The 12,704-nt window shown below is 69.4% G+C and carries 14 protein-coding genes; 11 read left to right on the forward strand and 3 right to left on the reverse strand.

Translation table 11 applies throughout. The annotated features are described in order from the left end of the window. Positions 1–31 precede the first annotated feature (31 nt). Positions 32–844 (forward strand): response regulator transcription factor, encoded by an 813-nt coding sequence (locus ACTWJ5_RS06655; protein ID WP_074983080.1) that lies wholly within the window; start codon positions 32–34, stop codon positions 842–844. An 18-nt stretch (positions 845–862) separates the two neighbouring features. Here the strand turns inward: ACTWJ5_RS06655 and ACTWJ5_RS06660 are convergent, their stop codons facing one another. The 3 genes from ACTWJ5_RS06660 to ACTWJ5_RS06670 form a co-directional block, all read right to left on the reverse strand. After that, positions 863–1,675, reverse strand: coding sequence for a response regulator (locus ACTWJ5_RS06660; protein ID WP_009618283.1), 813 nt, complete (start codon positions 1,673–1,675; stop codon positions 863–865). Positions 1,676–1,716: 41 nt separating this feature from the next. Beyond that, positions 1,717–2,175: a response regulator gene (locus tag ACTWJ5_RS06665; protein WP_009618285.1), complete on the reverse strand. Its 459-nt coding sequence runs from the start codon at positions 2,173–2,175 to the stop codon at positions 1,717–1,719. A gap of 169 nt (positions 2,176–2,344) precedes the next feature. Next, positions 2,345–2,533 carry a Flp family type IVb pilin gene (locus ACTWJ5_RS06670; RefSeq protein WP_249917672.1) on the reverse strand — a complete coding sequence of 63 codons (189 nt, stop codon included), beginning with the start codon at positions 2,531–2,533 and terminating at the stop codon, positions 2,345–2,347. Positions 2,534–2,736: 203 nt separating this feature from the next. Between ACTWJ5_RS06670 and cpaB the strand changes: the two genes are divergently transcribed. Genes cpaB through ACTWJ5_RS06720 form a run of 10 tightly spaced genes read left to right on the forward strand, consistent with a single transcriptional unit; the run spans position 2,737 to position 12,699 of the window. Beyond that, positions 2,737–3,654 (forward strand): Flp pilus assembly protein CpaB, encoded by a 918-nt coding sequence (gene cpaB, locus ACTWJ5_RS06675; RefSeq protein WP_249917671.1) that lies wholly within the window; start codon positions 2,737–2,739, stop codon positions 3,652–3,654. A 35-nt stretch (positions 3,655–3,689) separates the two neighbouring features. Continuing rightward, a complete protein-coding gene (locus ACTWJ5_RS06680) occupies positions 3,690–4,958 on the forward strand; it encodes a type II and III secretion system protein family protein (RefSeq protein ID WP_390895839.1) in 1,269 nt (422 codons plus the stop codon). Next, entirely contained in the window at positions 4,958–6,202 is a 1,245-nt protein-coding gene (tadZ, locus tag ACTWJ5_RS06685) for a type 4b pilus Flp biogenesis protein TadZ (protein WP_444437881.1), read from the forward strand. The genes ACTWJ5_RS06680 and tadZ overlap by 1 nt, the downstream gene beginning before the upstream one ends. Further along, positions 6,199–7,440, forward strand: a complete 1,242-nt coding sequence (gene tadA, locus ACTWJ5_RS06690) for a type 4b pilus Flp biogenesis ATPase TadA (protein WP_009618290.1) — start codon at positions 6,199–6,201, stop codon at positions 7,438–7,440. The genes tadZ and tadA overlap by 4 nt, the downstream gene beginning before the upstream one ends. Beyond that, complete coding sequence (locus ACTWJ5_RS06695) at positions 7,437–8,333, forward strand: type II secretion system F family protein (RefSeq protein WP_444437883.1); 897 nt, start codon at positions 7,437–7,439, stop codon at positions 8,331–8,333. Before tadA ends, ACTWJ5_RS06695 begins: the two co-directional genes overlap by 4 nt. Before the next feature lie 9 nt (positions 8,334–8,342). Next, entirely contained in the window at positions 8,343–9,254 is a 912-nt protein-coding gene (locus ACTWJ5_RS06700; RefSeq protein WP_116422509.1) for a type II secretion system F family protein, read from the forward strand. After that, the gene (locus tag ACTWJ5_RS06705) at positions 9,254–10,060 is read left to right on the forward strand and encodes a hypothetical protein (protein ID WP_116422508.1); all 807 of its coding nucleotides are present in this window, start codon (positions 9,254–9,256) and stop codon (positions 10,058–10,060) included. The genes ACTWJ5_RS06700 and ACTWJ5_RS06705 overlap by 1 nt, the downstream gene beginning before the upstream one ends. Before the next feature lie 60 nt (positions 10,061–10,120). Next, positions 10,121–10,402 (forward strand): DUF3613 domain-containing protein, encoded by a 282-nt coding sequence (locus ACTWJ5_RS06710; protein ID WP_074983092.1) that lies wholly within the window; start codon positions 10,121–10,123, stop codon positions 10,400–10,402. 23 nt (positions 10,403–10,425) lie between these two features. Further along, a complete protein-coding gene (locus ACTWJ5_RS06715; RefSeq protein ID WP_444437886.1) occupies positions 10,426–12,195 on the forward strand; it encodes a pilus assembly protein TadG-related protein in 1,770 nt (589 codons plus the stop codon). 45 nt (positions 12,196–12,240) lie between these two features. Next, positions 12,241–12,699 carry a TadE/TadG family type IV pilus assembly protein gene (locus ACTWJ5_RS06720; protein WP_074983096.1) on the forward strand — a complete coding sequence of 153 codons (459 nt, stop codon included), beginning with the start codon at positions 12,241–12,243 and terminating at the stop codon, positions 12,697–12,699. Positions 12,700–12,704 lie beyond the last annotated feature (5 nt).

Raw genomic sequence — 12,704 nt, forward strand, 5'->3', positions numbered from 1 at the left:
CGGGCTTAGGGGGTCGAGTGTGGGGAGTCAAATGAAAAACAAACAACACCGGGCGTTCGAGGTGCTCGTCATCGACGATGAGCCGCTGGTCGCATCGGAGCTTTCCGAAGTGCTGGAGAGCGTCGGTTTCTCCTCGGTCGGTTGCAGTTCCATCGCCGAGGCGGTCGCGCTGTTCAAGAAGAACGCCAAGTTGCGCATCCTGGTGTGCGACCTGAACCTGGGCAGCGAATGGGGCCTGGACGCCATCAAGGAAATCCACGGCGCGGTGGGCGACGACTATATCTTCGAAGTCATCGTCCTCACCGGGTACGGCGAAAGCGACAAGGTGGTCGAGGCGATGCGCGCCGGGGCCTCGGACTTCCTGATGAAGCCGGTGGCGCCGCAGGAGCTGATCGAGTCGGTGGAGCGGGTGGAGAGCAAGCTGCTGCAGAGCATCCGCCGGCAACGCAGGATCCTTCACCTCAACGGCCGGCTGGAGCATATCGCGGAGTCGCTGAACTCGCTGTTTCAGGACGTCAGCGCGATCAAGATGGACGTCCACGGCGGCCCGAACGTCTTCGACCTGGACGATGACGAGCGTGCCGCCCCGGACAAGGTCGACATCAGCAGCCCGCTGTTCTTCAACCTGACGCAGCGCCAGCAGGAAGTGGCGCAGTTGATCTGCAAGGGCTATTCGAACTACCGGGTGGCCCATGAGCTGGGCATTTCCGAGAACACGGTGAAGCTCTACATCACCCAGATATTCAAGCTGCTGCGGGTCAGCAACCGCACCCAGCTGGCCATGCTGCTGGCTGCCTCCTCCGGCGCGCCTGGAGGCTTGGATGCCAGGGGGGCGCTGAGGTAATCCGCAATAAGCGGGCGCCTACAGGTCGTGGTTCGCCTTGCGCCTGGGCGATGACTTGAGCGCCAGCTGCGTGCGGTTGCTCAGCCCGGTGAGGCGCAGCGACTGGGAGACGTAGAGCTTCACCGTATGCTCGCTGATGCCCAGCTTGCAGGCGATCTGGTAGTTGCTCAGGCCCTTGCCGATCAACCTGACCACGTCGAGCTGGCGCAGGGAGAGCTTGGCGAAGAAGGGGTTGGCCAACTGGTCTTCCGGCGTGTTCAACAGGGCCTCGTCGTCCTTCGAGGGCTCGCCCCTGGCGGGCCTGGACGCAGTGCTCGCGTAGTTGATGGCCTTCTTCGCATCGCTGGCCAGGGACTTCAGGCTCTCGGTCAGCACGTCCAGGCGCGACTCCGCGCGGATGACCCGCTGCCGGTCGCGGGCCCGTTCCTCCAGCTTCTCGGCCAGCTTCTCCAGCGCGGCCAACAGGTGCTCGGGGTTCAGCGGCTTGGCGAGGAAGTCGCAGAAGCCGCTGCGCAGCACGTCGATCAGTTCGTCCTTGCCGGCCCGCCCGCTGATGGTGATGGCCTCGAACAGCCGCTCGCTGCCGGCCAGCGCCTGCATGCGCTCCAGCACTCGCGGGCCCTGGCTGTCCTGCAGGTCGAAGTCGAGGATCAGCATGTCGATGCCGGGGTTGGCCTGGAACAGCGCCAGGGCCTGTTCCGCCGTGTGCGCGCCCAGGCAGGGGTAGCCGGCGCAGTTCAGCAGGTCGACGACCTCTTCGACGATGTCGGGCTCGTCGTCGAGGATGAGTGCCTGGTGCCCGTGCAGGTTCGCTTTTCTTGTTGTAGCCACTGTGTTCAGACCTTGTTGCGCAGGCGCCGGGCCCCGGCGGTTCAGCTGGATTGCGTGAGGTTTCGCGAGCGCAGTTCCAGGTATTCGCTCAGGTCCTGGAGCCTGTCGCGCTCCAGCTTCCTGCGCATGTGCGACCTGATCCGGCTGACGAAGGTGCGGGGCTCCACCGGCTTGGGGATGAAATCGGCCGCGCCCAGCTCGAACCCTTCCAGCTCGGCTTCGGTGGTGTCCTCGCCGGTGAGGAAGATGATGGTGATGTCGCGGGTGCGGGCGTCGGACTTGATCGCTTCGCACAACTGATGTCCGTTCATGCCCGGCATGCCCAGGTCGGCGATGACGATGTCCGGCAGGGGCGTTTCCTCCAGCGTGCCGAGGGCCTCGTGGCCGGAGCCTGCGGTTTTTATATTGAAGAGACTTTCGAACAACTCCGCCGTCGAGGCCAGTGCGTCCGGGTCATCGTCAACGAGCAATATCAGGGGAAGTTCCGAACGGGTCAGCATCGCTTTTACCGAAGTTCTGCGGAGAGTGGTGTTCGCCTGTTTCCTTTTTGATTTCCGCTGGGCAGGTTTTATTGATTAAAGCTGCCCAGTGCGCGCGCGGATATTCATGAATTTGCCCCACTTCAATTGCGGATATGAAGTGGGGCGGTGCGATTGCCGCGGCGAGAAATCAGAGCGCGTCGGAGATCTGCTGGAAGACCGAGACCAGCTTGGGACCGAGGATCTTCAGGGTGGCGATGATGGCCACGGAGATCAGGCCGGCGATGACCGCGTACTCGATCGCGGTGGCCCCTTCCTTGTCCTTGGCGAATGCCTTTGCGGAAGAGACGAGTTTCTGGATTTTCAACTTGAAGTTCATGGTGCCTCCGTTGCGGGTATATCTTCCGATTCTTTTATGGGGAGTAACTTTTTACAACTAGTAGGAAGGGCCTAGTAGCTTTTGGTCGTTTTATTTATCGGGGCATCAAGGTAGCTTGCCGGCCTTCTCGCGAGATCGACGAGTCTGCTTTCGATACTTGCTTCCCGAATGTGCTTTCCGCTGGCTGCAACGAAATAATCATCATGAAAAGTAAATTGTTGATGGCGTTTGCCGGGCTTCTGTTACTGGGGGCGGTGGTGGTCGGTTACCTGGGGTTGTCCATCGGCAGGCCCGAGGCGCCGGTGGTCGCCAGCGAACCCGTTCCCACCGTGCTCCCCACCGATCCGGACAAGCTGCAGCGCACCCCCGTGGTGGTGGTCACCCGCGACCTGCCGGCGCTGGCGCTGCTGGGCAAGGACGATCTGCGCCTGGAATACCTGCAGACCGCGCCGGCGGGCAGCTACACCCAGGTCGAGGCCTTGCTCGGCCAGCGCGTGTGGGTGCCGGTGGCGGCCGGCAGCATCCTCTCCGGCGCCGTGCTCGAACCCGGCGGGCCGCTGGCGCGGACCATCCGCGCGGACGAGCGGGCCATGGCCATCGCCGTGGACGACGTGGTCGGCGGCGGCGGCTTCGTGCTGCCGGGCGACTACGTCGACGTGGTGCTCTACGTCGCCGACCAGCAGGGCATCCAGCGCGACGTCCGCGCCCAGCTGGTGCTGCCGGGCGTGCGCGTCCTGACCTATGGCGAGCAGATCGCCGTGGGCGGCGACGGCCAGGCGCGCAATGCCGACGACGGCAAGGACAAGGAACGCAAGGTGGCTCGCACCGCGGTGTTGGCGGTGCCGGCGAACGCCACCGCGCGGCTGATGCTGGCCAGCCAGGCCGGCTCGTTGCGCCTGGCGGTACGCAGCAAGGACGAGAAGCTCTACGAGAAAGAGCAGCAGGGCAGCTACCAGCACACCGCCCTGAGCGCCGCGAACACCGAGTCCATCACCCTGGAGCAACTGCTCGGCCGCCGCCAGCCGGTGGCCGCGGCGGTTCCGCGCAGCCCGGCCCGGCCGCGGGCCGCTGCGGGCGTGACGGTCTACCGCGGCGGCACGGTCGCCCACGAGGCGCCTTGAATCAGCCCCTGAAGCAGGGAGAGGGAGTAGTTAGGATGGCTTGCAATATGGGATACCGGCGTCCGGCTGGTGGGGTGGGCGTTTGCCTCGCGGGCGTCATGGCATGGGCGCTGCTGGGTTCGGCGCAGGCCGCGCCCAAGGCCTGCGAAGGGCTGGCGCAACTGCCGCAGAAGCTGGTGCTGGCGCTGCAGCAGGGCGTCCAGCAGGACCAGCAACTGCCGCTGCCGATCAAGCGCCTGGCCATTGGCGACCCGCAGATCGCCGACGTGCAGCTGCTGGACAAGCGCAACTTCCTGGTCACCGGCAAGGCCCAGGGCGAGACCAGCCTGCTGGTCTGGACCGGCTGCCCGGGCGACCCGCTGCGGGCCCAGGTGCAGGTGGCCGGGCGTTCGATCCGCGACGTGGGCGCGACCAGCGACGCCGTTGCCGCCGCCAACCTGGCCAGCCAGGTGCAGACCGACATCCGCTTCGTCGAGGTCAGCCGCAGCAAGCTCAAGCAGGCCAGCACCTCGCTGGTGCGGCGCGGCTCCAACCTGTTCATGCTCGGCGCGCCGGGCAGCCTGAGCGGCATCAGCGTGGGCTCCGACGGCGGTGTGACGGGCAACTTCGGCACCAGCGACAGCGGCTTCAACGTCATCTGGGGCGGCGGCAGCAGCAAGGTGCTGGGCTTCCTCAACATGCTCGAAGGCAGCGGCTTCGCCTACACCCTGGCGCGCCCCAGCCTGGTGGCCACCAGCGGGCAGAGCGCGTCCTTCCTGGCCGGCGGCGAGTTCCCCATCCCGGTGCCCAACGGCGATAACAACAACATCACCATCGAGTACAAGGAATACGGCGTGCGCCTGACCTTGACGCCGACGGTGATGTCCACCGGGCGCATCGCCCTGAAGGTGGCGCCGGAGGTCAGCGAGCTGGACTTCTCCGCCGGCATCCAGACCAACGGCATCGCGGTGCCGGCGCTCAACGTGCGGCGCACCGACACCAGCGTGATCCTCGCCGACGGCGAGAGCTTCGTGATCAGCGGCCTGATCAGCAGCAACACGGTGAGCAACGTCGACAAGTTCCCCGGCCTGGGCAACCTGCCGGTGCTGGGCGCGTTCTTCCGCTCCTCGCAGCTGGACAAGGACGACCGCGAACTGCTGATGGTGGTCACCCCGCACCTGGTCCAGCCGCTGGCGGCCAATGCCGCGCTGCCCAAGCTGCCCGGCGAGGGCCTGCGCAAGTACGACCCCGGCTTCGGCGAGTTCTACTTCCTGGAGAACGGCCAGTACGACGGCCGCGCTTCGGCCAGCGGGATGTCCCAGTGATGGCCGGCGATCCGTTGGGCCGCAGCGGCAGCCGCGTGCCCGCCGCGCAAAGCCGCAACGCCGCCCAGACCTTCGTCGCGCTGACCCAGCACGCCGGCGAGCTGGAGTGGCTGCAGAGCAGCCTGGCCAGCGCCGGCCAGGTGGTCGCCGCCACCAGCGGCACCCTGGAGGAGCTGCTGGCGCTGCTGGAAGTGACCGGCGCCGGCGTGCTCTTCATCAGCCTGAACAAGGCCAACCTGATGGTCCACGGCGCCCTGATCGAGGGCCTGGTGTCGGCGCGGCCGATGCTGGCGGTGGTGGCCGTGGGCGATGGCCTGGACAACCAACTGGTGCTGGCGGCCATGCGCGCCGGCGCCCGCGACTTCGTCACCTATGGCGCCCGCGCCAGCGAACTGGGCGGGCTGGTCCGGCGCCTGGGCGGGCGCCTGCCCAGCGTGCCGGTGAGCGCCGTGCAGCAGGGCGAGCTGTTCGCCCTGGCCAGCGCCCGGCCGGACGCCGACGGCGCCTTCGTCGCCCTGCACCTGGCGTTGGCGTTGCAAGCCCGGGAGGGTAGCCGGGTGCTGCTGGTGGACATCGGCCAGCCGGCCGGCGAGGCCCTGGCCATCCTCGGCATGGATGCGCCCTTCACCTTCGCCGACGCCATGCGCAACCTGCGCCGCCTCGACCAGACGCTGATCGACAGCGCCTTCAGCCGCCACGACTCCGGCCTGCGCCTGCTCAGCCTGACCGACGAGCCCGGGGTGCTGGAGCGCATGACCACCGCCGAGCTGTACCTGCTGCTGGGCAACCTGCGCACGGCCTTCAGCCACGTGCTGATCAACTTCACCGCCATGCCCGAAGGCGAGCTCGCCCGCCAGTTGCTGCAGCAGGCCAGCCGCGTGCTGTGGCTGGTGGACCAGAGCGTGCCCTCGTGCAGGAAGGGCCTGGAAAGCCTGCGCCGCCTGCGCGAGAACAGCCAGGCGCTGCCGCGCATCGAACTGCTGGTGGAGCGCTACCTGTCCGCGGTGCCGCCGGACGAGCAGGCCCTGTGCCGCATGTTCGGCCTGGAACTCTTCGGCGTGTTGCCGGCCTCGGCCGAGGCGCGCCTGCGGGCGAAGAACCTCGGGCGCAGCCTGTTCGAGGTGGCCCCGCGCGACCCCCTGGCGCTCAAGCTGCGCGCCCTGGCCGAGCCGCTCGGCGCGGTGGGCGGCCAGGCGCGGCGGCGCTTCCCCTGGTTCGGCCGCTTCCGGGGCGCGCGTCCATGAGCTACGCCAGCAGCCTCGGCGCGCACGAGCAGGAAATGCAGCTGCTGAAGATGCGCCTGCACCGCTACATCATCGACGAGATCGACGAAGACGGCGTGAACCTGCTGGAGGGCGCGCGCCCGGCGGTGGCCCAGTACGTCGCCGAGAAGGTCGGCGAGTACGCCGCGCGGCGCCAGCTGGCGATCTCCCGCTACGAGCTGGACCGCCTGGCCGAGGAAGTGGTGGACGAGCTGACCGGCTTCGGCCCGCTGGAAGTGCTGCTGCGCGACCCGGACATCAGCGAAATCCTGGTCAACGGCCCCGACCGAGTCTTCATCGAACAGCGCGGCCGCCTGTACCAGAGCGACCTGCGCTTCATCGACGACCACCACGTGTACCGCGTCATCCAGCGCATCCTGGCGCCCCTGGGGCGGCGCCTGGACGAATCCAGCCCGATGGTCGACGCGCGCCTGCCCGACGGCAGCCGGGTCAACGCCATCATCCCGCCGGTGGCCCTGGACGGCCCGTGCATCTCCATCCGCAAGTTCAGCAAGGAGCTGCTGCAGAGCGCCGACCTGCTGGCCTACCAGAGCGTCGACGAGGCGCTGCTGGGGTTCCTCCGCCAGGCCGTGGAGAACCGCTGCAACATCCTCATCAGCGGCGGCACCGGCACCGGCAAGACCACGCTGCTCAACGTGCTGAGCGGCTTCATCGACGCGCGCGAACGCATCGTCACCATCGAGGACACCGCCGAGCTGCAGCTGGGCCACGACCACGTGGTGCGCCTGGAGACGCGCCCGCCGAACGCCGAGGGCTACGGCGAGGTGACCGCCCGCGACCTGATCCGCAACGCCCTGCGCATGCGCCCGGACCGCATCATCCTCGGCGAGATCCGCGGGGTGGAAGTGCTCGACGTGCTGCAGGCGATGAACACCGGCCACGACGGCTCGATGAGCACGGTGCACGCCAACTCGGCGATGGACTCGCTGTTGCGCATGGAAATGCTGGTGGGCCTGGCCGGGCACAAGCTGCCCGAGCAGACGCTGCGGCAGATGATCTGCGCGGCGCTGGACATCGTGGTGCAGATCACCCGCCAGGCCAACGGCCGGCGCTGCATCAGCGAAGTGCTGGAAGTGCTGGAGGTGCGCGACGGCATCTACGTCACCAACTCGCTGTTCAGCCTGGACCGGCGCGCCAGCGGCAGGTTCGTGCGCACCGGCGTGCCGTCGGGACTGAAACTGCGCCAGGTGGCGGCATGAGCGCCGGGGCGCTGTTGCTGGTGGTGGCCAGCCTGGCGCTGGTGGGCCTGGCTGTGCTGCTGCTCGGCCTGGGCCTGCGCGCGCGCAACAACGAACAGGTGGTGCGCCGCCTGGTGCCCGGCCAGGCCCTGGGCGACCTCGCCGCGGCGCGGCCGCGCACCCAGCACTGGCTGGTGCGGCGCATGCGCCGCGCCGGCATCGTGCAGATGCGCCCCTGGCTGGTCGGCGCGGGGCTGGCGATGCTGGCGCTGGCCGTGCCGGGCTGGCGCCTGCTCAACGTGTTCGGCGTGCTGCTGGCCGTGCCGCTGGTGCTGCTGCTGTTCAACGGCCTGCTCGGCCTGCTGTACCAGCGCCGCCTGCAGAAGATGATCCGGCAGATGCCGGCCTTCCTCGACCAGGTGGTGCGCAGCCTGCAGGCCGGACGCACCCTGGGTGACGCCATCGAGCAGGCGGTGGTGGCGGCCGACGACCCGCTGCGCTCGATCTTCGCCCGCGCCAGCAGCCACGTGCAGCTGGGCATCAGCCTGCCCGAGGCGCTGCAGGACATCGCCGAACTCTACGACGTGGAGGAGCTGCACATCCTCGCCCTGGGCGTGACGGTCAACTACCGCTACGGCGGCAACACCACGGACTTGCTGGACAACATCATCAAGGTCATCCACGAGCGCGAGAAGATCGGCCGCCAGCTGCGCGCCATGACCGGCGAGACGCGCTTCAGCGCCCTGGTGCTGGCGGTGCTGCCGCTGGGCCTGGGCATGTACATCCTGGCCAGCAACCCCGGCTACCTGATGGCCATGTGGACCGACGGCTTCGGCCGCACGCTGCTGCTGACCTCACTGGGGCTGCAGGCGGTCGGCTGCGTCACGCTGTGGCGCATGCTCAAGAGCGTGTAGGAGACGGACATGGACGCAACCTGGTACGTACTCCTGGCCCTGCTGCTGTTCGGCGCGGCGCTGGCCCTGCTGGTGTCGCAGAGCCGCGCGGCCAACCGCGAGCAGCACCTGATCGAACAACGCCTGGGCGCCGCCGCGCAGGGCGGCGAGGACGCCGCGCGCTGGAGCGCCCGGGCCATCGAACGGCTCGGCGACGGCCCGCTGGGGCGGCGCCTGCAGCCGGGCGACCAGGAGGTGCGCGACCTGCTGGCCCGCGCCGGCTGGAACGGCAACCTGCCGCGCAGCCTGTACCAGGCCGCGCAGCTGGCCTTGCCGCTGCTGGCCTGCGCCCTGGTGGCGCTGGCCGGCCTGCTGCGGGGCGACGCCCTGGACGACCTGCTGCTGCCGCTGGCCTTCGCCGCCGGCCTCGGCTTCCTGCTGCCCAAGCGCGTGCTGGCGCACCTGGCGGACAAGCGCTGCCGGCGCCTGGCCGAGGAAGTCATCGTCTTCATCCAGCTGGTCCGCATCCTCTTCGACACCGGCCTGACGGTGGAACAGGCGCTGCGGGTGGTGCAACTGGAGGGCCGCAACATCGTGCCGCTGCTGACCCAGGAGCTGGACCTGGTGCTGGCCCACGCCGACAGCGGCCTGGACCTGGCCGACGAGCTGGACCAGCTGGCCAGGCGCCTGCAGGTGACCGAGCTCGCCGACTGCTGCGGCGTGCTGCGCCAGATGCTGCGCCAGGGCGGCAGCGCGCGGGCCTCGCTGGCGACGCTCAAGGCCCTGTTCGAGGACCGCCGGCTGACCTCGCTGCAGGAAAAGATCAGCAAGCTGGCGGCGAAGATGAGCCTGGTGATGATCACCCTGCTGTTCCCGGCGCTGCTGATCATCCTGGCCGGGCCGGGGTTCATGGCCATCACCAAGGCACTGGGGGGAATGTGATGAAGACGTTGTGCTTGCTGGGCCTGCTCGGCCTGGCCCTGGGCGGCTGCGCCAACCTGCCGGACGATCTGCGCGGCAACCTGGCGGAGAGCTTCCCGGCCCTCGGCCAGAGCTGCGGCAGCCGCCTGAGCCAGGACCAGGAACTGCAGCTGGACATGGCCCGCGGCATGTTGCGCGAGGGCCGCCTGCACGCCGCCCTGGCGCACCTGCAGACGCTGCCGGCGCAGTCGCTGGACGTGCGCGAAAGCAAGGCCGTGGCTCTGCGCCGCATCGGCAGCCCGCAGGCCAGGGCCGAGTACCAGGCCCTGCTCGGCACCTGCAAGGCCGGCGAGGCGCACCACGGCCTGGGCCAGATCGCCCTGCGCGAGGGGCGCATCGCCGAGGCCGAGCGCGAACTGCGCGTGGCGGCGCATCTGCAGCCCACCGACCGGCTGGTACGCAACGACCTGGGCGTGGTGCTGCTGCGCAAGGGCGACCGCGAAGGCGCGCGCTTCGAATTCCTCACCGCCCTGGAGCTGGACGGCGACGACAAGCTGCCGGCCAGCAACCTGCTCAGCCTGTTGCTGCTGGAGGGCAAGACCGCCCAGGCCACGGCGCTGGCCGAGAAGGCGCGGCTGTCCGACGAGCAGGTGCGCCAGGCCCGCCAGCGCGCCGATGCGCTCAGGGGCGGCGCGCCGGCGCCGCGGGCAGCTCAGGTGGCAGCGGCGCTGCCAGCCGTGCCGGCGGCGGACGGCGCCAGCGTGGCCCAGGTCCGCGTGCAGGCGCAGCCCCTGCCGCAGCCGCTGGTGGAACAGCAGATCAGGTAATCGACGGCGGGCGCCCGGCCGCAAGGCGGCCAGGGCCCGCGATGGAAACGGAGACTAGCTATGAAACGGATCATCCTCAGCGGCCTTCTGCTGGCCGCCCCCCTGAGCCTTGGCGCCACCGAGTCGGCGCGGCCGCAAGCGGGCAGCAGCGCCCGCGACCAGTGGGAAGTCGACCACTGGCTGCAACTGCAGCGCAGCGGCCAGCAGGCCTCGGCCAACCGCCAGGCCGCCACCGCGGCCGAGCGCGACCGCGCCTACCGGCGCTACCTGGACAGCTACAGCCACCCGATCCCCGAGTACCTGCTGGACGAGAACCAGGGCTTCAACACCGGCAAGAAGTGATCCCCGACGTCAAGGAGATGTCCATGTTCGGCAAGCGGCAGCGCGGCGCTATCGGTGTGCTGGCGGCAGTCACCCTGCTGTTGGTGCTGATCTGCATGGCCCTGGTGGTGGACACCGGGCGCCTGTACCTGGAGCAGCGCAAGCTGCAGCGGGTGGCAGACATGGCGGCGCTGGAGAGCGCCACCCAGAGCGGCATGTGCGCTACCCAGGCGAACGCCGACGTGCAGGCGCTGGCGATCACCAGCGCGCGGCGCAACGGCTTCGCCGACGACGGCCGGCTGGTCGCAAGCCTGGGCGACGTGGTCTTCGACGGCAGCGGCCAGCGGCGTGTGTTCCGCGCCGCCAATAGCAGCTGGAACGACTCGGTGCAGGTCGTCGCCAGCCGCACGGTGCCTTCGAGCCTGGTGCTGAACGTCGCCTCGGTGTTCGGCGCCGGCACGCCCACCAGCGTCACCCTCCAGGCCCAGGCGGTGGCCCGGCGCCAGGCCATGGCCGCGCTGTCGGCGGGCAGCGGCCTGCTGCGCCTGGACAGCAGCAATTCACCTCTGCTCAACGCCTTGCTCGGCGGCCTGCTGGGCACCCGGCTGAACCTCGACCTGGTGACCTACCAGGGCATCGCCGGGGCCAACGTCAACCTGCTCGCCCTGGGCGAGCAGCTGCAGCTGGCCGGCGTCGACCTCGACCTCGGCTCGGTGGACAGCCTGCTGGACGCCGACGTCAGCGTGGCGCAACTGCTCCAGGCCGCCATCGACGCCGCCGACGCCTCGCAGGTCGCCGGCGTCAACCTCGCCCTGCTGCGCAGCGCCCTGGCCAGCATCAAGGTGCCCTCGGCGAACATCAGCCTGGGGCAGATCATCAGCGTCATCGCCCCGGACAGCGCGCGCAACGCGGCCCTGGGCGCCGACGTCAACCTGCTGGACCTGCTGATGACCACCGCGCTGGTGGCCAACAAGCAGCATGCGCTGGCGATTCCCGGCCTGACGCTGAACGTGCCGGGGCTGGCCAGCCTGACGGTGAAGCTCACGGTGATCAGCCCGCCGACCATCGCCGTCGGCTACCCCGGCAAGGACGCCGGCGGGCAGTGGCGGACCCGCGCCAGCTCGGTGCAGGTGGCCCTGAACGTAGTGGCCGACGTGGACCTGCTCAGGCTCGGGCTGGTCAACGCCCATGTCGACCTGGGCGCCAGCGTGGCCCAGGGCTACGCCGCCCTGGACAGCATCGCCTGCGGCGGCGCCCAGCGGGCCTCGCAGGTCAACGTCAAGGCGCAGCCCGGCGTGGCGGCGGTGGCGCTCAACGACCTGAGCGTGAAGCTGCTGGGCAACGGCAACGCCTACCTGGCCAGCGTGTCGGTGAATACCCGCAAGGGCGACGTGGCGCTGGCCGCCCCCGGGGAACAGCCGCTGGCCTTCGACATCGCCTCGCCGGTCGACCTGCCCAGCGCCGTGCAGCGCGTGCAGAGCCCCCTGGGCGCCTCGCTGGCGGCGGGCATCGCCAGCCTGTCGCGGAGCCTGAGCCTGTCCGTCGAACTGAACACCCAGGGCCTGCTGTGCAAGGCGCCCCTGGTCGGCTGGCTGCTCTGCCCGCTGGGGAAACTGCTCGACGGCGTGGTCGGCGGCCTGGTGAATTCGCTCGGCGACCTGACCAGCCTGCTGACCCAGGCGCTGGCCTCGGTGCTCGCCAGCCTGGGCAGCCAGCTGATCGACCCGCTGCTGCAACTGCTGGGCATCCAGACCGGCACCCTCGACGTGCGCATCATCGACCTGCGCACCCCGGGCGCCCAACTCCTGATCTAGGCCACGGCCGTCGCCAGGCAACCACGACTCTACCCGGGGGAACCCATGCAGCAGAAACACCCGAGCCGCCAGCGCGGCGCCGTGACCATCGAGTTCGCTGCCGCCTTCATCCTGTTCTTCACCGTGATGTACGGCGTGCTGGCGTATGGCATCCCCATGCTGGTGCTGCAGTCGTTCAACGACGCCGCGGCCGCCGGCGCGCGGGTGGCGCTGTCGGTGAACGACTCGCTGGGCTCGCAGCAGTACCAGGCGGCCCTGCAGGACACTGTGGCCCAGGCCGTGTCGAGCCGCCTGGGCTGGATGCCGAGCCGCTGGTACACCGGCTGCAGCGACGGCAAGTACGTGGCCGCGCCGGTGGCCGAGGGGCGCTACACGCGCATCACCGTCTGCGTGCGCTACCCCGCCGACGCCACCCCGTTGGTGCCGGTGCTGACGCTGCCGGGCATCGGCCCGGTGCCGCGGCTGCCCGCGGTGCTGCAGGCCCAGGCCAGCCTGCTGCTGTGAGGTCG

Origin of the sequence: Pseudomonas sp. A6 (assembly GCF_052367875.1) — a bacterium.
GTDB classification, from domain to species: Bacteria; Pseudomonadota; Gammaproteobacteria; order Pseudomonadales; family Pseudomonadaceae; genus Pseudomonas; species Pseudomonas citronellolis.